The sequence below is a fragment of the Pseudoalteromonas sp. MBR-15 genome (genome assembly GCF_053628915.1).
Map to the genome: position 1 here is coordinate 566,231 of NZ_JBRJHH010000001.1, position 18,816 is coordinate 585,046.

The following is an 18,816-nucleotide window of genomic DNA, read 5'->3' on the forward strand; positions in this document are numbered from 1 at the left end:
CGCCAGTAGGGGCGGGCTTTGTTTTATAACAAGACTAACTTGTTATTAGAATGTGTAACGAACGCCTAACTTGATTCTATAAGTTGAATCTTCTGCTTCGAATGAGTAACCATCTTCAACAGGTGAACCGAAAATGTATTTACCTGTAGTAGGGTCAATGTCCATTTGAATCACTTCACTCGTGTTATTTGATTGCGTGTAAACTTTACCTTTTGACGAATCAATCAGGTTTAATAAATTATCAATTACGAAATAAACTTCACCGCGGTGATCTTTAGTAAAGCCTGGTACTTCTTGAGAAACATATAAATCCATTGTTGTAACCCAAGGTGATTTAGCATTGTTTTTGTTTACAACACTTCCAGCTGAACCAGATAAGCCTAGTTGTTCAAAGTATTCAAGTACTTGAGCTTCAGTTACACCGTCTGAATACATTACATTAGGATCATTAGCTGTTGGTACGTAAACAGGGTAGTTACCACCGTAAGTTTCAAATCCAGAAGGTTGTATCAAGTCTTGATTAAAGTTTCCACCACCTGGTAATGAAACTAAGTCAACAATTTGGCTATAGGCACTACCAGAGCGTCTTTCAAAGAACAGATTAAAGTTAGTTTTGTAGTTTTCGATAAACTCAGCTGTATAACCAAGGTTTAATACAAATCTATGTTCTGTTTCATATGGTGATGTACCAATTTGAGTTTGTTGGTGATCGCCAAAATGGCCATATCGATAGTTACTTGCTGCTGTAGAAGAAGCTCCTGGATTACCATCAGTGATATCTTGATGCGTATAAGATGCATCGAAGCTGACGCCATTATCCCAAGTTTTTGAAATACCCGTGCTTAAAATTATAGAGCGACCTTCTTTATCTGCATTTGTAAGCATAATATTAAGCTCTGAGGTATCATAAAAAGGGAGCGAGCCATCACTTGTGCTACCAACAACATCACCTTCTTGTAGTAATGAAGCGTTTATCCACTCTGGAGAATTTTCTTTCTTCGTGTATATAGCTGTTGACGTCCAAGCAAAGCCATCACCTAAATATGGGATATCAAGCTCAACATCTGCATTTAGCATGTAAGTCCATTGAGATGGCATTTCAAAATCTGGATCAATTAGATTTGCAACAGAACCTTCTGTGCTAACGTTGATTGCATCAATGGCATCTTGTGTAGGATTGTTCAAGATTGTATTTGGTGCAGTAAAATCTTCGTTTTGATATGTCTGCTTACTGATACCATCATTTGAATATGAGTTAGAAATCCATACATTTGGGTTACCACCAGAATAACGACCTACACTTCCTCGTAATGTAACATCGTCATTTAGGTAATAAGTAAAACCTGCTCGAGGTAAGAAAATATCCAAGCCATCTAAGTTTGTTGTATTATCATAACCTGTCGTGTCTTCAAGTTTTGCATTATAGATAGGCTTATCATCAGAGCCTAATCTCTCATAACGTAAACCTGCAGATAATTTCAGGTTATCACTATAGTCCCATGTATCATTAATGTATAAAGCGATATCTTTTCTTGAGAACTTAGCAGTTACTTTACTTGGATCATTGCCAGTGCCATTAATATACTTATAACGCGAAACAACTCTATTCTCGAAATCTTCTATGCTATCAAAAGTTATAACCCCTTTTGATGCTGGTAAGAACTGATTCTCAATATCAAGTACATCATATTTTAAACCAAAATCGATACTATGTTCTTCGTACAGATATGTACCATCAAATTTAACAGTAAATAAATCGTTACTTAAAGAGTTAGAATGGCGATATTCATCAGAGCCAAATGCAATGCTTCCTGTTTTTCCGTCACCATCTACATCTAGGTTTCTTATAGTAATATCACCTAAACCTAAATCTCCATTTAATGAAGCTTGAGATGTTTCAACCGACTTCTTAGTTAAACTAAACTGTGTTGAAAAGTCGTCAGACCAATCTGAATATAGAGTCGTACTGTAGTTATCAAGTTCTTCGGCTTTGTTATACCAATGTGTACTTAGTCGTAATTCACGACTACTACTTGTCATATTGTTAGTGTTATTACCTTCATTGTGCATGTAAATAAAATTAGCACGATGATAATCATTGATATTCCAATCAACTTTTGCGATGTATTTTTCATCTTCTAGTTGAGGTTGAAGATCAGTTGTACCAATAAAATCAACTCCATATACATCATTGGCAATTTTTTGAACTGCTTCTAAATCAGCTAAGGTAGCTGTAGTTTTATTTGAACCAATAGATGAAGCACCAGGACCAAATTCTAACTGTTGAGGTGATTCAAACTTCTCATAGGCACCAAAGAAGAATAATGTATCCTTAATTAATGGAGCACCAAATGACGCACCATAATTCTTCTCTTCAAAATCAAGTTCAATATCTTGACCATTGTCTTTTGGTGTACCTGCCCAGTCACTGCTTAGTTTCTCGTAAAAAACGCTGCCATGAACTTCATTTGTACCCGATTTAAATACGGCGTCAACATTACCACCCGTAAAACCGCTTGATTTTGCGTTTACTGGTGCGACAGAAACTGATACTTGGTCTAATGCATCTAAAGGGAATGGGTTACGTTGAGTAGGATAACCATTACCATTAAGGCCAAAGTCATCATTTAATGGGATACCATCTACCGTTATAGAGTTAGTACGTGGATTAGAACCCGCAATTGACATTGAGCTTGAACTACCAGGTTGAACAACCACTAGAGGATTGTTACGAACAATATCTTTTATATCACGACCAATACTAGGTGTGTTTTTAATCGTTTCAGAGCCATAATATGAATCATTCGCTGAAGAATTAAAAAATACAGGTGAACCAGTTACAACAATTGATTCCATATTTGTTGTTGATAAAGCTTGATCTAAACGTCGAGTTTCGCCTAAAGATAAGTATATATTATCAAGCTCTACATCTTGATAAACATCAGAGTCAATAGTTATTTTGTAAGGACCCCCAACACGTAAACCTGTCGCGTTAAATGTACCAGACTCATTAGTTGATACAACTCTTTTTGTACCCGTTGGCTCATGAATAATCACAAGTTTAGTATTAGCAGCTGGATTACCGCTAGGGCCTGATATTTGTCCTTTAATTGATGACGATGTGTCATTTGCTAACGCTGCACCACTTACACCAACACATGCTGCAATAGCAAGTGACAGGGCTGTTTTGCGGAGTTGGATTTTCATTATGTTATTTCCCGTGTTAAAGGTTATGTTTCATTTATAGTTTGCTGTCAGTTGGCATCTTTAGTGCCTTTACTAACGGTTTTGCTGATTTATCAAACAACGAATTTAATAAACCGGCTAATCTGATCCCACCTTGTTGTAGGCGAGTTTTTATAACTGGTACATTTTTATAGATATAACTATAACTTATGTTTGTTTCATTTTCTTTATAGATTGATTTTGCAATATTATGAGATTCTATTAACCAATCGCTTGGAGAGCTTGAGAGGTAATCTGCTATAAGTTCTTCATTTTTTGTGTCTATAAATTGCGCAAATTCACTATAGGACAAGTTTTCGTTTTCAATTAACTTTGTGTCCCATAAGCTATGTAAATTGGTATTTTGACCGAAGAATGTGACAGAAATATTATTTCCGCCGCGGTCTTCGCCTCTACCTGCATGAAAAGGTTGGTGACTATCGCCGACCAAATGAACTAAAAAGCGCAAAGCGAACTGCTTTTCAGCAATAGATGCATTGTCATTTTTTAATACTGTAATTGAGTATTCAATGCCTTCTAAAATATCTGTAACAGAGTCTTTATTATGGTGTGCGTGTTCATCGTACTTTGGCTTAGCATCACCTTCATCAAAGTTTATGTAATGCCAGCGTGATGATTTCTTTTGCCAGAATGTTTCAGGTGCTGAGCGCATTTCATCGGCCCAGGTAGCAATTTGAGGTAATGATTCACCGTCTAATAAGGGAGTTAAAGCCTGGCGAGTGGTGTCGGTAATATGGTTTGCAGCTACTTCACCTACAATACGGTGGCCGTTTTGCCCCCATGCGTGAGAAGGTGAGCTCATTGACATAGATAAAATGCCAGTTGATATGAGCAACATTGTTTTTGTTTTTTGTAACATTGAGTCAGTGTCCGAATAAATGCGTTATTAAGCACGATTCCATAATGTCAATTCTCCTGAATTTCAGCTGAAATAGAAAGGACTCAATAAGATTCATAATTTCTTGTTCATAAATTCATAAAATCAATAGGTTACAATGTTTAAGTAAAGTTACCTATTGCAATGAGTAAGAATAATTGTTCAAATAGAGACAACAGTGCGTTGTTGGCTATTAAAATTGAATTTGAAAACAATACTAATAAAAAAATCATCGATTGTTACATTTTTGTTTCTGTCTCTTATTTTGTTTTTTTGCATCGGAACGATGCAGAGTAAAGCACCGATTTCTGATATTGACGCTTTCATAGAAACTTCGTATCAATGTGCAACAAAGTCAGATGTTAATCTAAATGAACTTGTTGTTTATTCATCAGGTAAAGTGCTTGCTGAGGACGTTGCGAAAGTACTGTGTAGTGATGACACTATTAGTAAGCAATATGGAACGGTCACTTCTTACTGGGGCTATAAAACCTCAGACACAATCGAGTTTTTAGGTAAAGGAATTGCTGATCTTATTCTCGCTAAAGAGAATCTTATAAATGCGTTTATGGCAGAATCGACCTATAACTACCAAGCTGTAGTTGGGTTTCCAAATTACACCGCTTATTTAATTTCAAGTACTGAAAAACCACGTGTAGAGAAAAGTTACTTTCTTGATAAACGTATTGGCCTGTTAGATTATCCGACAAGTCGTTCTGGCCATATACTACCGAAGCAATTATTCAAAAAGTTAGATATTAACCTTGAGAATTTAAACATTGTTTATGCCAGCTCTCATTTTGAACTGAGGGAATTACTTGCCAGTGGTCAGGTCGATTTGATTTCTTCATATTGGCAAGATTCGGATCAAGCAAAGTTTTCCGCAAATTATATTACCCCGATTAGCGATAATATTAGTGGTAGTCGCTGGTACTTAAAAATGGAAAATGAAAATACTGATCTACTTTGCGCTGTGCAATTACGCTTAACAGAATTAGCGCGCAGCCAGAATTCACACTACTTCAATCATGTAGAATCATTTTGGGAATGTGATGCTGAAAAGCAAATAAAACTCAGTACAGGGGAAAACAATGCTGCCAACTAGAGTAAAGTTTGCCTATGCAGTGGTTTTCTGTGTCGCAAGTATTATGATGTTTGCGAGTTATATTTCTGCAAAATATAGTGATAACCGTGCGAATAATGCGTTAACAATCGTTAAAATAGAAAATCGCATTGCACTTGACCTGAACTACTTAAATTTACCCGATGACTTTCTTAAGCATTCGGGTAGTAAAGACATGGTGCTTAATTATATTGAGCAGTTAAATAGCCAGTTATCTGCCTCTGATGTGTTTGTTTACTCTATTGAGGGAATTTCAGAATACCCTGCGCGTGCAGATTTAATTGTGAAACAATTACACACACCACAAAAATCTCTCCGTGTTAGTTTTGTCGTAGACTCCTCAATATTTGAAAAAAATGACATTGTTGTATTGATTTTAGTTTGTGGATTTGCAGGATTGTTTACCTATTTACTCTTTTTGAGTGAGCGCACTAAGATCAAAATTGCGAAACATACCCCTGATGTTGAAAAACATACTCAATTGCAACCAAAACTGATTGTTGACCTTAAAAGTAAAACATTGTCAGCAAATTGCGACACAGAAAAAACCGTTGCCTTAGCGAATAAGCCGCTGTGTTTTTATTTGGCCCTAGTTGAGTTTTGTGTTGAAAACCCAGACGTCATACTTAATCAAAATAAAGATGTTCCCGAAGAGTTGTTAGCACTGGCTAATAAGTATTTTTACCGGTTAGTAGAACTTGGTCACACCATACGCAAACGACCAAATTTCACGAATAGTTTAGAAAAAACATTAAGTGAAATACGCGCGGCCCTTGATGAGGTTTGGCAGGAACTCCCAGAAATTAAAGACACCTATTATCCACCTAAAGCACATGGGGAAGGGTCTCGCTCTCGTCTACACCATTATGGTTTAAAGGGCATTACGCTAGATGACATTGAAGTCATTGGAAAATAACAATCACAAAGTAGCTTATAAGAAATAAAAAAGGGAAGTGCATATTACTGACTTCCCTTGCTTTATGTACTTTAACCCCTAATTAGGCGCGTAATCAGCCGCTTTTAGAGGACTTTTCTGTTCGAAGTAACGTTTCAATGCCTGTGCATCGGTATCATCAGTACTAACGAATCCGGCTTTTTTGGTAAGCGTTGGGTAACCATCACCGCCTGAGGCATTGTAGCTATTGATACTCATACGGTAGGTTTTAGCCATTTCAATTGGCGCACCATTAATTTTAACATCGGATAACTGATTGTTTTCGCGTTTAAAACTAAGCTTATGATATTGTAAATACGCACCTGAGTCGGGTGGGAATGATGTCACAACGTCAAGGTAATCAAACAGGTCTTTACCTGTTATATCAATGTACGTAATTCTATTTTTAAACGGGTGTACTTTTAAAATATCTTTGTAGCTTACATCACCTGCGTGAATACTATCTCGGATACCACCGCCACTAATTATGCCAAAGTCAGCTCCGACAGATTGCATTTGTGCTGCAATAATCACGCGAGCTAGGTTTACTTGTTGATAACGCACTTTATTACGATCTCCTTCTAGTTTGCTATCAACTTCACCTATTTTCCCTGCAATTTGGGCTGCGCCTTTTTCTTGGTATACAGCAAGCATGTTTTTGAGTGACTTATCGGGCTCTATATAATCACCTGCTAGCTGTTTTTTACCCTCTTTATTTTCAACATATAAGTTAACAGGAATAAGTGAATAGTTAAGGAGAGTCAATTCGTCACCTTCTAGTTTAAATTCGGCTTTACCAACATATTTACCCCATTCATGGGCCTGCATAATCCATGTCCCATTTTGTTGGTCTGGTTTACAGGCTTTTCCTGGTGCAAAATTAACATCTGCGACATTCTCTTCTGACATACACACAGGCTCTTGAGAGTGCCCGCCTACGATAATATCAATCATACCCTTCGGTAAATTGCGCGCCATTGTCACGTCGCCGGGTGCATTAATACCATAGTTTGCATCGACATAATGGCCCATATGCGTAACAGCAATTGTAATATCGGGATTATATTGTGCCTCTATTTTAGGGGCTAAGCGGGTTGTCACAGTGACCGGATCTTGAAAATCTAGGCCGCCAATGTATTGCGGATTACCAATCTTTGCCGTATCCGTGGTTGTTAAACCAATGACGGCTATTTTAAGGCCATTTTTTTCGAATACTTCGTAAGCCTGATAGGCCGTTTTTCCGGTTTCTTTTTCAAAAATATTGGCAGATAAGAATGGAAAGTTTGACCACTGTTGCTGTTTATCTAAAACAGCTAATGGGTTATCAAACTCATGGTTTCCAATTGCCATTGCATCATAACCAATTGCAGACATTCCTTTAAAATCTGGTTCAGCGTGCTGTAAGTCAGATTCAGGAATACCAGTATTAATATCGCCACCAGACAATAATAATACGGCGTGTCCATTGTTGACTGCTTCTGCTTTTAATCGATCAATAAGGGCCTTACGAGCAGCCATGCCGTATTCACCTTGTTCATTGTGCCAAAAACGGCCATGGTTATCGTTCGTGTGGAGAAGTGTTAGGTATTGAACACTATCAGTATGATTAGAAGAGCTACTACATGCAGTGAGTGTGACAAGTAGTGAAGATAAAATAAAAAAGCGCATAATATGTTGCCTGATAAAAGCATGAGGTTAATTATGCGCTTAGTTTAAACGACTGAGGTTTAAATTAAATGACTTTTATACGTTTTTATTGCTCATTTGTGTGTTTAATTGTCCCGTCGCCGCTAATTGTCTACGTTGTAACTCTTGTTCAGCATAATGGGATTTTTGGTGGTTATTACCAACCATCCAGTTAAGGAAGCTTGCTGGGAGCTTACTGTATGGCTCACCTTGGTGTAAGCCAAAATCGCAGATTGCGGTTTCTTCATTAGCCATAGTGGTGTTCCTATGTGTTCATTGTTGTCGTGTAGATACTAACAAACTCAGTGTATTTGATAAGACGATTTTGCTTTTAAAAGCAATTTTTATATAACTAAAATGAATACGCGATGTAAATAAGTGTAACTAAGTTGTGATTGATTTGATGTGTTTTGTGTAACTGTTTGGTCTGCTATTTTACGACAGCTGTTTTTTGTTTAGTCTCTTGGCAGTTTTATAATAAAAATTATCAGGAATGATTAATAATGAAAAAGCACTTGGTATCTTCATTGTTATTTGCTGCGTGTTTCCAAGCAAATGCAACGGTTGTAGAAATGCAAACCGATCACGGCACTATTACTATCAACTTATATGATCAACAAACACCGGTAACAGTTGAAAACTTCTTAAGCTACGTTGGTGATGGCGCGTATGATGGCAGTGTTATTCATCGCTCTGTAGATAACTTTGTTTTGCAAGGCGGTGGCTTTAGTTATGACACTGACTTTAAAGAGATTGAAACGAAGCCTGCAATAAAAAACGAACCTGAGTTATCAAATGTGAAAGGCACAATAGCGATGGCCAAACAAGGCGGCAATGCGAATAGTGCAACAAGCCAATGGTTTTTTAACTTAAAAGATAACAGCGCGAATTTAGACGTACAAAATGGTGGTTTTACTGTGTTCGGTGAAATTACAGCAGATAGCCAACAGGCAATTGATGCAATTACGTCTTTGGTGCATTGTGGTGAAATTCCTGTTGTAGGCCTTAATAAAGATCAGTGTCCTGATACGACATCGGGTTTTAATGCTGAGGACTTAGTGACGATTAACAGTGTTATTATCGTAAATGACGACCCTAACTCATCTGCATCGCTGCAACCTAAAGAAAACACCTTAATTGACAATGTTGATTCTGGGGATGGGACCAGTGGCGGAAGTTCAGGGAGCATTGCATGGCTGCTATCTCTTCTTGCCTTTGCAGGCGTGAGTCGCTTTAAAAAATAAACACCTATTTCGGTAAGGCGTTTAATTCGCCTTACCGAGTATGGACGCTAAAAAACGCGAGTTAAAATGATCACCCACATAGATAGCATTACTAAACTGCTAATAACAAAACTGTAATAACGCACTTTTAACGTATTTGATGTTAAATGAATATAACTGTGCACAACACGCAGCAAAACATAACCCCACGCTAATGCCACAAACATATAACCTACCGCATTTAACTGTAAGGCTGTTAAACAGGCAATAAAGAACAACACAGGCATTTCGAATTGATTAATAAAATTTCGATCTGCGACACGCACATCTGAGCCGGCTTTTTCGAGCTCCATGGTAAGAAAATCTTTCATTTCAATTGTTTTTTGCTTTGCAGCACGAAAACGGCGTTTACCCATTATGAACATAATAATGAACGTAAGTAAGACCTGTGTGAACATTGCTACAATTAGCCACTTTTCCATAGTTCATCCTTTGTTATAGTTATAGTTGTAAAGTTTAAGTCGTTAGTTCTGCTTTTTTCACAATGTGTTACAAACTTTTAGGGTTGTTACGCTAAAAAGCATTGAATTGCGACCTATGAAAACTCATGATAAATAATAATTAATGTAATATCTAATGGATACAATAAAATGACAAAAATAATAGGGCTTAGTGCGATTGCATTTGCAGTATTAGCAGGCTGTTCTTCTACTTCTACACCACCGAGTGTTAATACCAGCCTGATCCCAGACTCGTTGGTTGTTAGCCCAAACGATAGCCGTGAATACAAAACACTTAAATTAGACAACGAAATAGATGTTATTTTAATTTCAGATCCTAGTGTTGAAAAATCAGCGGCAGCCTTAAGTGTGGGTGTTGGTCTTTTGCATGACCCTATGTCACAACAGGGGATGGCACATTATTTAGAGCACATGCTATTTTTAGGAACCGATCGTTACCCGGATACTAAAGGGTATAGTGACTTTATGACTAAAAACGGTGGGGCACATAATGCTTATACGTGGTTAGATATTACCAACTACATGTTTAAAGTGAATAATGATGCATACGATGAAGCATTAGACCGTTTTGCAGATTTCTTTAAATCACCCAAGCTATATCCTGAGTACACCGATAAAGAAAAAAATGCAGTAAATGCGGAATGGTCAATGCGCCGCGAAATGGATTTTTTTGGGCAATTTAAGTTAGCGCGTAAAATGATGGGTTCACACCCAGCTAATCGTTTCTTAATCGGAAACCTCGAAACTTTAGGGGATAAAGAAGGCAGTAACTTACATCAGCAAACAGTTGAGTTTTATAATAAGTACTATTCATCTAACATCATGAAAGTTGCAATGATTTCTAATCGTCCGCTTGCTGAAATGGAAGCTAAAGCAAAGCAATATTTTGCAGACATTGAAAACAGAAATATAGAGAAACCCACTGTCACAGCTAAGTTAGACTTTGACCAAGCCGGTGGCAAACGTGTTTATTACTCGCCAAATGAAGATGTTAAGCAACTTCAGTTAGAGTTTACGATTGCTGATAACAGTAATCAGTTTGCCGTTAAGCCAAACCGTTTTGTTTCTTACCTGCTGAGTAATGAAATGCAAGGTAGCCCCGCTCAAATTCTACGAGATAAAGGTTGGGTTTCTCAATTAACAGCGTCTGCTGCTCCGACACAATATGGTAACTATGGCAGTCTAACTGTGAGCGTTGAGCTGACAGATGCAGGCATGCAAAACCGCGAGGAAATTGTCGCTACCATCATGCAATACATTGCATTGATAAAAGAGCAGGGTGTTGATAGTAAATACTTTAATGAGATTCGTACTTCTTTAAACAATGAATTTCAGTTTTTAGAAAAAGGCGATGAGTTTGGTTATGTGAGTAATCTAACTGATAGCATGCAAAAGTTCCCTGTTAATAATGCAATTAATGCACCTTATTACTACGCTCAATTTGATGCTGAAGCCGTGCAGAATGTGCTGTCTCAACTTAATGAAGATACTTTGCGTATTTGGTATATATCTAAGCAAGAAGAAACAGACTCACAGTTACACTTCTATGATGGTAAATACCGTATTGAAGATATTAGTGAAGATGAAATTAAACGTTGGAGTCAACCAAGTGAATTTGCACTTGCCTTACCAACCGTCAATCGCTTATTACCAGAAAGTTTTGCTATTAAAACGGGTGAATTTAAGCAGCAAGATCATCCTAAACTCGTGTTTGATAAGCAAGGCGTAAAAGTATGGCGTCAAGCAAGTCAGCAATTTGCTGAGCAACCTAAAGGCTTAGTCGAAGTTTATATCAATACACCCGATGCATTAGTTGACGCAAAATCACAGGTTCTCTACTCAATTTGGGCTGATGTCTATAATTTACAACAAAGTAAACTAAGTACTGAAGCTGCTGTTGCGGGGATGAGCCTTGGCTTACAACCAAGTAATGGATTGATTTTATCACTCAGTGGCTTTACCGATAAGCAAGACGTTTTACTTGCACAAGCGTTAGAAAATCTGCAATTAGACGTGTCTCAAGAAGGGTTTGCACAAGCGATTGACCGCTTTAAGCGTGACTTATTAAACCAGCAAAAGCAATTTCCGTTTTATCAAGCTTTTGGTGAGTATTCTAAATTAATTCGCAGTGGTAAGTTTGATACTGAGACGTTAATTGCCGCAGCAGATGAACTCACTTTGGCTGACTTTGAAAGTATTAAACAATCAACCCTAGCAGCTAATGACTTACGTGTATTCTCATTCGGTAATTATAATCAAAAAGATGTTGAGTCAATTGCAAATAAATTGATAGCCATTTTACCAAAGGGTCATAAAACGACGGAGTTTGCGCGCAGCAAAGCGTGGTTACCACAAGAAGGTGAGCGCATAGTATTACAAAAAGACATTGATGTAGCTGATGTTGCGATCATCGATATGGTCGTTCATCCTACGCCGGGTTATAAACAAAAAGCACAAGCACAAGTGTTACAAAACCACTTCAGAACTGTTGCTTTTGATAAACTGCGCACCGAAGAGCAATTAGCTTATGCGGTGGGTGCATTGGCTCGACCTATTGAAGATTACTCTGCGCTTGGTTTGTACATTCAAACACCTGTTAAAGGGCCAAAAGAGATGCAAACGCGTTTTGATGAGTTTAAAAAACAATACGCGGTAGAGCTTGATAGCATGACAGAAGAGACATTTGCTCAGCTTAAAAATGCCACCCTCGTGTCGCTAAAAGAGCAACCAAAGAATCTCAGTGATGAAATGTCGCCACTTATTAACGATTGGTACCGTGAAAACTTTAACTTTGATTCGAAAGAGCAGTTAATTGCTGAAGTTGAAAAAGTGACGTTGGCTGACTTGAAAGACTATTACAAGCAAACCATGTTAAATGATAAGGCGCCGCGTTTAAGCGTGCAAATGCGTGGTAGTAAGTTTGCAGACAAACCATTCGCCGACTTCGAAAATCAAACTAAAGTGACTAATCTAGAAACCTATTACAAAGGAATTAAATTCCAAAAGTAAGTTATCTGGTGTGTCATTACAAAAGCCCAAGCATTTGCTTGGGCTTTGTAATTTTAGGCAACGAGTAAGAACCCGATAAAGGCTGCCGTTGCTGCTATAAGGGTATACGGTAATTGTGTGACAGCATGGCTGACTAAATCGCAACCCGAGCCTTGTGCTGCTAGTACAGTGGAGTCAGAGTAAAAACATGCTTGGCTGCCAAATGACGAAGCCGACAGTAATGCCCCAATCACCAATGGAATATTGGCGTCAATTGCGTATGCTAATGGCATAACAATTGGGATTGTCACTGCAAATATTCCCCAGCTAGATCCCGTGGCAAAGGCAAGTACAGCCATTGCTAAAAAGACCACTGCAGGTAGATATTGTGCTGTCATATAGGGGCTTAAAGTATTTATCACATACTGTGGAAGCATAAGCTGGTCACAAACATCTTTAAATATAAATGCCGCCACGACTGTGCCGATAGCTGGGATCATGCTTTTAAAACCATCAAGCATTCGTTCAATAAGCTCCCCTAATGACATAAGCTTTTGCAACATATAAAACGGAAGTACCACAGCAAACGTTGCCAGTAACCCTTTGAATACATCGATATCAAAGTACACGGTAAAAGCAACTAGCAAGATGATAGGGACCAAGAAATTATACAATTTGCCGTTAGTAGCCGCTGTTTCGAAGTTTTCTTCAGCTGCCTTTACTGCGTATTCATCCGCAGTATGAACGTCGTTATATTGGTTGTTCGACACGGCTATTTCGTTGTGCATGGCACGACGTTGTGCTTTTTTCATTGGCCCAAATGCAGGGATCACATTTAAGCTAACGAGCAATACGACAATAACGGCAAACCAAGCGTAAAACATATACGGAATCGCTTGGATATACACGGCAATGCCTTGACCTTCAGCGGCCACATTGTTGTCGACTAGAAGCCCACCAAAAAACACCGCCCATGTTGATAATGGCACAAGTACGCAGATAGGGGCTGCTGTCGAGTCAACGACATACGCGAGCATTTCACGGCTGATTTTAAATTTATCAGTGATGCGTTTCATTGTCTCGCCAACAGTCAGCGCATTTAGGTAATCATCAATAAATATAATTACACCCAAAGCAAACGTCATAAGTAAAGAAGAGCGTTGCCCTCTTGCAAACTTAAGTGCTAACTCGGCAAAGGCAGTTGCCCCTCCGGTCCTGACTAACAAAGCGATTAATGCACCAAAGCCACCACAGACTAAAATAAGCCAAGCGATAGTTTCATCTTGCATCACCTTAAGAGAAATATCAGCAAAGTTTGCTAATATAGCGGTAGGTCCCAACATGGCTAAACCAAAGAGGGCACCTATAAGTAAAGATAAAATAGGGCGGCGTAAAAATACGGCCAAAACCACCACCAATATTGGCGGTAGTAAACTTAACGCAGAAGGTTCTTGCATTATAATTTTCACACAGTTAAGCAAAAGTCTTTTGCTTACATAAATCAAAAGTTGTTTTTTCAACTCATGTCACTGCTTTACGCGAACACACTTTAAGGCCGCTTTACGGTAAGTGCCTGCGTTGGCTGGCGCCAGACAGTATAGAGGATATACTGCTATTGTTTTGCCCAAAACATCGCGTGAAAAATAATCCTGAATTTTAATTTAGTCAATAAGAATTTTTATCTTATCTTAATTAATTTAAGCAGTGTATTCATGTTAGGCTTAAGTAAAATTTTACGAAGGGTTTTTATGGCTTTTTCAGATACATACAAGTTAAGTAGTCATGCTGTGATCACGAATGATCAGGGCCAAGTATTATTACTTAAAGCAGACTATGGGCAAAAAAGTTGGGGATTACCGGGCGGTGCCTTAGATCAAGGTGAAACAATACATCAGGCTTTAGTGCGTGAATGTAAAGAAGAGCTCAACTGCGACATTCAAATTGGCTATCTGAGTGGGGTTTATTACCACACAGCATTTAACTCTCACGCATTTATATTTCGTGCCTATTTACCTGAAAATGCGGAAATTATGCTCAGTAGTGAACACACAGAATATGATTATTTTGATATAGACGCATTGTCGACCGTTCAAAAAGAGCGTGTTCTGGATTGTTTAAATTTTACATCAGATGTAGTCAGTAAAGTATTTTAAGGGGACTTAAGTGTTTGATATCCATTTACGTGCTGGGCAACCGGGTGACGAGCAATTTATTCTCAGTCTTTTAAATCAACCCTCTTTTATCAAATACATCGGTGATAAGCAGATTAAAACGTTGGCACAAGCACAGCATTATATTCAACAGACCTTTATTAACAGCCACCAGCAGTTCGGTTTTGGCAGTTATGTTGTTTGTTTAGCGGATGGCACAGCGATAGGAATGGTGGGCTTGTTTCAGCGTGACGCACTGGCTATTCCAGATTTAGGGTTTGCTTTGTTAGCAGAGTATGAAGGGCAGGGAATTACCACCCGTGCGGCTGGTTTATTGTTAGCAAAAACGCACGTTAAGGCACTTGGAGTATTGGTGGCAATTACGTCACAAACAAATAGTGCATCGCAAAAAGTACTACAAAAACTCGGATTTGAGCAGGTGGGTGATGTCATTATTAATGACGATCACCAACCACTCACTTTACTTTTAAAGAGCAAGCTTTGAGAGTTCATCGCCTACTTGTTGATTCACTTTAAGCCACGTCGTCTCAAGTGTTGCAACGAGCCCTTCATAATCATTATCGTGTAAAGGTGTTAGCTCGTTAAAGTAGTTAACAGCCTTTATTTTTCGACCAGTCTCTGGTGTTGTGTAATATAAACGCCAAAGACCTGCGATATTTGCGTTACCTTTTTCGTCGCCATTAAAGTGATGAAGTTCGTATTCAAGCTCGTAGTAACGTTGTTGATCGACATCGGTAATAACCGGTAATCCTTTTATTACCATCCAGTTTGTCAGCTGTGTGTATAGTTGCTGATGCGCACTGGCTGTCAGCATTAAGTCAGGCGATTCACTCCACAGGTGATAATTTGCTGCGTTAACACGGTTATTATCGAGAACCATTGCAATACCGCGATTATTCAGTGCGCCTCGCAATTGAACAGTATTAACTCTTAGCTGAACGTGTGTATTGTCACTCGAACGCTTCATAGCCACGATTGGCTGCGAAAACTGATAATACTCGATGGTTGAGAATGACGTTTGGCTACAACCAACTAACAGTAATGCTGCGCCTAAACTAAATAAAGCGAGATGTTTATTGTTCATTATTGTTTCCTCGGAGTGGGATCAGCTGGGAGTTCTTTATCAAAAATCAGCATGTTAGGCTGTTGATTCAAACCTCGGGTAAGTGGCTGTAGCTCTTCACTTAAGCGCTTAAATTCTGACAAGGTTGTTTGTAATTGCTGGTGGAATGTTGAGCCTTGCTCATAACTTGCCATTGTTTTTTCGAATTGTTTCATGGTTTTATCAAATTGCTGCATGCTCTTGGTCATTTCAGCAAAGTTTCGATTAATATCACCGGGTAAATCTTGGGTATCTTGTTTATTAAGAAGATCCCGCATGTCATGAGCGAGCGCTTGGTATTCTGAAAAGGTCTCTTGCATTTGCGCTAAACTGTCTTCAATTTTTAAATTATTCACTTTATTAAGCACATCAGACACTTGGTCTGCAAGCACCGTGATACCACTCGATACACTCGGGAAAACAGTATACTCAGCAATCGTTGTAAGTTCTGCAGGCTTCGCGTTGTCGTAAATATCAAGATCAACGTACACCGCACCCGTTAGTAAGTTGCCTGGTTTTAAGGAGGCGCGCAGACCATTTTTAATCCAGCCGTTGAGGCTTGAATGCCAAAACTCTCGTGCCGCTGCACTGTCATGATAAAGCCGCCCGTATTCAATTTTTATGAGCGCAGGAACGGCTGTGTTATCGGTTCGAAAGTGGGCAGGTTTACCATTTATGATGACACTGGCGGGTGCCTCAACCACACTGCCTATCCGCATTCCTCTGTATTCAACGGGAGCGCCGGCTCTAAGGCCTCGAATTGATTGCTCAAAGTCTATTAAGTAGTAATCAAAATCATAAAAACGCTCTTCTAAAGCGGCTTTATAGCTATCACTTAACGAGAAGCTATGCCCATTGCTGGCTACTTCACCGGGGGCTTGCTGCTCTGGTCTACCGACAGAGATACCGCCTTTCAGCAGTTTACTTAAAGAGCCGGTGTTAACATTTATACCATCGGCAGAAAGATCAATTTCAATGCCTGAGTTAACCCAAAAAATGGAGTTGAGTGTTATTAAGTTCTGGTACGGTTCGTTAATAAAAATACCGTATTTCATTGCCTGATTTTTCCAGTCAAACGTGGCTGTTTCTATTTGACCTATTTTATAATCTTTAAAATAGATGCCCGTACTCACATCAAGCACTTCAGCGTTGTAGCTCAGTAAAGTAAAACGTCCGCCTTTGACATCTTTGCCAATTAATGCCGGTTCTTCTTGTAACTCAAATTTTTCAGTGAGTTTTTTACTTTCGCCAGGAGAGAATTCTAAGTAAACGCCAGAAAGTAGCGTGCTCATGCCGCTGATACCCGTATCATCAATGCGCGGCTTTACAACCCAAATTTTGGCATCTTCGGTGAGTAAGTCTTCGTAATGTTTATCTATTTGAGCGCGAGCAATAACACTGTTCTGTTTGTCGGAGAGTCTAACATGATCGATTTGGCCTATTTTTACACTGCGAACTTTGATCTCTGTTTTACCAGCTACAATCCCCTCCGCATGAGGCATTTTAATAAAGACGGTTGTCCCTTTATTTACTTGATATTGATATAACATCCATGCACCAATTAGCAAGGCAATAACGGGAATGATCCAAATTGCCGATATATTGGGCGCTGTTTTTATTTTAGCGGTTTCGCTCATACCAAGGTCTCTTGTTTCGCTGTTTTTAAGTTTTCAGGGTTATCCCACAATAGTCGTGGATCAAATGCATGGGCTGCTAACATTTGGCAGATCACCATGGTTGTAAAAAAGACGGTGCCGATACCGGGTGTCACTGACATTAAGTTTCCTAATTGTACTAAGGCTACTAAAATAGCGACAACAAATACATCTATCATTGACCATTTACCAATAAACTCAGTTAATTGATAAATTCGAGTGTAACTTTTTGTTTGCCTATTCGCTGGCCGTGCCACCATAAAACATAAAAAACTCATTACCAATGCTTTAGCCAAAGGCACGACTACACTGGCTAAAAATATAATCATTGCAATAGGGTAGGAGCCACTGTTCCATAAAATCATCACACCGCCAATTAATGTCGACGGGGTTTCATCACCTAGGCTCGTTGTGTACATAATGGGAAAAATATTGGCAGGAATATAACACGCGATAGACGTTATTAACCAAGCTGCCGCTTTTTGAACACTATACGGGTTACGAGTAAAGGTTTTAGATTCACAACGCACGCAAATATCTGTGTCTCCTAACTGGCCACAAACATGGCATGCACGCAAGCCTTGATCGATGGCCCTAGTGTTAGGCTTTGTTTGTTCGATGTAAACTGGGGGTTTGATTTGTTGCCATAAAGCGTGCTTGTTGAGCTTTGCTATCGCGCTTACATAGCAGATAACAAAGGCGGCATACGAGTAAAAGCTGACACCAAATTCAATATCAGCCATCGACATTATTTTAACCATACTGACCATGACACCAATTAAGAAAATTTCAGACATGATCCAAGGTTCTAAAGCAAAGGTCATTTTTAACAGTCGTTTACCCCATAAATAGGGCAATGCCTTCAGTAACCCTAAGTGCAGAGGAATAATAAGTAAAAGTAAAAACATCGGTAAGCCGATGATGCTTACATCGATAAAGAGGCCTAGAAAGTCACTGTCGTAATTAAATAATATTCGCGCAGCATCAGGCAGCGTAATTGTTTGCGTTATGCCGCTGCTGGTAAATGATAAGAATGGGTAAAACATACTGCTTAATAGCATCACAATGGCGCTTAAGCTCAGTGCAACAATGTGGCTATCTTGATTTGCTTGTGAAGATAACAGCTTTGTATTGCAATGCGGGCAGACTGCTAATTGTTTTGCTTTAAGGTCTGGGATCTCAATGACATGATCACAACTTGGGCATGCTGTTTGCAAACTAAGGGTCTCTTAAACAAGAACTTAATTAATTCTGCATCAATTAAGGCTTAAATACAAATGCAGAATTGTT

General features: G+C 38.8%; 15 protein-coding genes. 6 read left to right on the forward strand and 9 right to left on the reverse strand.

Going from position 1 to position 18,816, the window contains the following annotated elements; translation table 11 throughout:
* Positions 1-45 precede the first annotated feature (45 nt).
* Both ACSSVW_RS02365 and ACSSVW_RS02370 read right to left on the reverse strand, forming a co-directional pair.
* Complete coding sequence (locus ACSSVW_RS02365; RefSeq protein ID WP_454178762.1) at positions 46-3,207, reverse strand: TonB-dependent receptor; 3,162 nt, start codon at positions 3,205-3,207, stop codon at positions 46-48.
* A gap of 34 nt (positions 3,208-3,241) precedes the next feature.
* Positions 3,242-4,105, reverse strand: a complete 864-nt coding sequence (locus tag ACSSVW_RS02370; protein ID WP_180311843.1) for a S1/P1 nuclease — start codon at positions 4,103-4,105, stop codon at positions 3,242-3,244.
* Between the two features lie 217 nt (positions 4,106-4,322).
* Here ACSSVW_RS02370 and ACSSVW_RS02375 point away from each other — a divergent pair, with 217 nt between their 5' ends.
* Positions 4,323-5,228, forward strand: a complete 906-nt coding sequence (locus tag ACSSVW_RS02375; RefSeq protein WP_454178763.1) for a hypothetical protein — start codon at positions 4,323-4,325, stop codon at positions 5,226-5,228.
* On the forward strand, positions 5,215-6,162 hold the full coding sequence (locus ACSSVW_RS02380) for a hypothetical protein (RefSeq protein ID WP_454178764.1): 948 nt from the start codon (positions 5,215-5,217) through the stop codon (positions 6,160-6,162). Before ACSSVW_RS02375 ends, ACSSVW_RS02380 begins: the two co-directional genes overlap by 14 nt.
* A 78-nt stretch (positions 6,163-6,240) precedes the next feature.
* Here ACSSVW_RS02380 and ushA read toward each other — a convergent pair whose 3' ends face one another.
* Together ushA and ACSSVW_RS02390 are read right to left on the reverse strand one after the other, a co-directional pair.
* Positions 6,241-7,848 carry a bifunctional UDP-sugar hydrolase/5'-nucleotidase UshA gene (ushA, locus tag ACSSVW_RS02385; protein WP_454178765.1) on the reverse strand — a complete coding sequence of 536 codons (1,608 nt, stop codon included), beginning with the start codon at positions 7,846-7,848 and terminating at the stop codon, positions 6,241-6,243.
* Positions 7,849-7,923: 75 nt separating this feature from the next.
* Positions 7,924-8,121, reverse strand: coding sequence for a hypothetical protein (locus ACSSVW_RS02390; protein ID WP_065979160.1), 198 nt, complete (start codon positions 8,119-8,121; stop codon positions 7,924-7,926).
* Between the two features lie 248 nt (positions 8,122-8,369).
* Here ACSSVW_RS02390 and ACSSVW_RS02395 point away from each other — a divergent pair, with 248 nt between their 5' ends.
* Positions 8,370-9,110, forward strand: a complete 741-nt coding sequence (locus tag ACSSVW_RS02395; RefSeq protein WP_454178766.1) for a peptidylprolyl isomerase — start codon at positions 8,370-8,372, stop codon at positions 9,108-9,110.
* Between the two features lie 47 nt (positions 9,111-9,157).
* Here ACSSVW_RS02395 and ACSSVW_RS02400 read toward each other — a convergent pair whose 3' ends face one another.
* On the reverse strand, positions 9,158-9,571 hold the full coding sequence (locus ACSSVW_RS02400; RefSeq protein ID WP_454178767.1) for an MAPEG family protein: 414 nt from the start codon (positions 9,569-9,571) through the stop codon (positions 9,158-9,160).
* Between the two features lie 168 nt (positions 9,572-9,739).
* Here ACSSVW_RS02400 and ACSSVW_RS02405 point away from each other — a divergent pair, with 168 nt between their 5' ends.
* Complete coding sequence (locus ACSSVW_RS02405; RefSeq protein WP_454178768.1) at positions 9,740-12,619, forward strand: insulinase family protein; 2,880 nt, start codon at positions 9,740-9,742, stop codon at positions 12,617-12,619.
* A 53-nt stretch (positions 12,620-12,672) separates the two neighbouring features.
* Here the strand turns inward: ACSSVW_RS02405 and ACSSVW_RS02410 are convergent, their stop codons facing one another.
* Complete coding sequence (locus ACSSVW_RS02410) at positions 12,673-14,055, reverse strand: Na+/H+ antiporter NhaC family protein (RefSeq protein ID WP_074989175.1); 1,383 nt, start codon at positions 14,053-14,055, stop codon at positions 12,673-12,675.
* A 291-nt stretch (positions 14,056-14,346) separates the two neighbouring features.
* Between ACSSVW_RS02410 and ACSSVW_RS02415 the strand changes: the two genes are divergently transcribed.
* Positions 14,347-14,751 carry an NUDIX hydrolase gene (locus ACSSVW_RS02415; RefSeq protein WP_454178769.1) on the forward strand — a complete coding sequence of 135 codons (405 nt, stop codon included), beginning with the start codon at positions 14,347-14,349 and terminating at the stop codon, positions 14,749-14,751.
* A gap of 10 nt (positions 14,752-14,761) precedes the next feature.
* Entirely contained in the window at positions 14,762-15,253 is a 492-nt protein-coding gene (locus ACSSVW_RS02420; RefSeq protein WP_036972694.1) for a GNAT family N-acetyltransferase, read from the forward strand.
* Here the strand turns inward: ACSSVW_RS02420 and ACSSVW_RS02425 are convergent.
* From ACSSVW_RS02425 to ACSSVW_RS02435, 3 genes are read right to left on the reverse strand one after another with little or no spacing between them, the layout of a single operon-like run.
* Positions 15,236-15,853, reverse strand: coding sequence for a PqiC family protein (locus ACSSVW_RS02425; RefSeq protein ID WP_118844964.1), 618 nt, complete (start codon positions 15,851-15,853; stop codon positions 15,236-15,238). The genes ACSSVW_RS02420 and ACSSVW_RS02425 overlap by 18 nt on opposite strands.
* Positions 15,853-17,508, reverse strand: coding sequence for an intermembrane transport protein PqiB (gene pqiB, locus ACSSVW_RS02430; protein WP_036972689.1), 1,656 nt, complete (start codon positions 17,506-17,508; stop codon positions 15,853-15,855). The genes ACSSVW_RS02425 and pqiB overlap by 1 nt, the downstream gene beginning before the upstream one ends.
* Entirely contained in the window at positions 17,505-18,743 is a 1,239-nt protein-coding gene (locus tag ACSSVW_RS02435) for a PqiA/YebS family transporter subunit (protein ID WP_074989155.1), read from the reverse strand. Before ACSSVW_RS02435 ends, pqiB begins: the two co-directional genes overlap by 4 nt.
* Positions 18,744-18,816 lie beyond the last annotated feature (73 nt).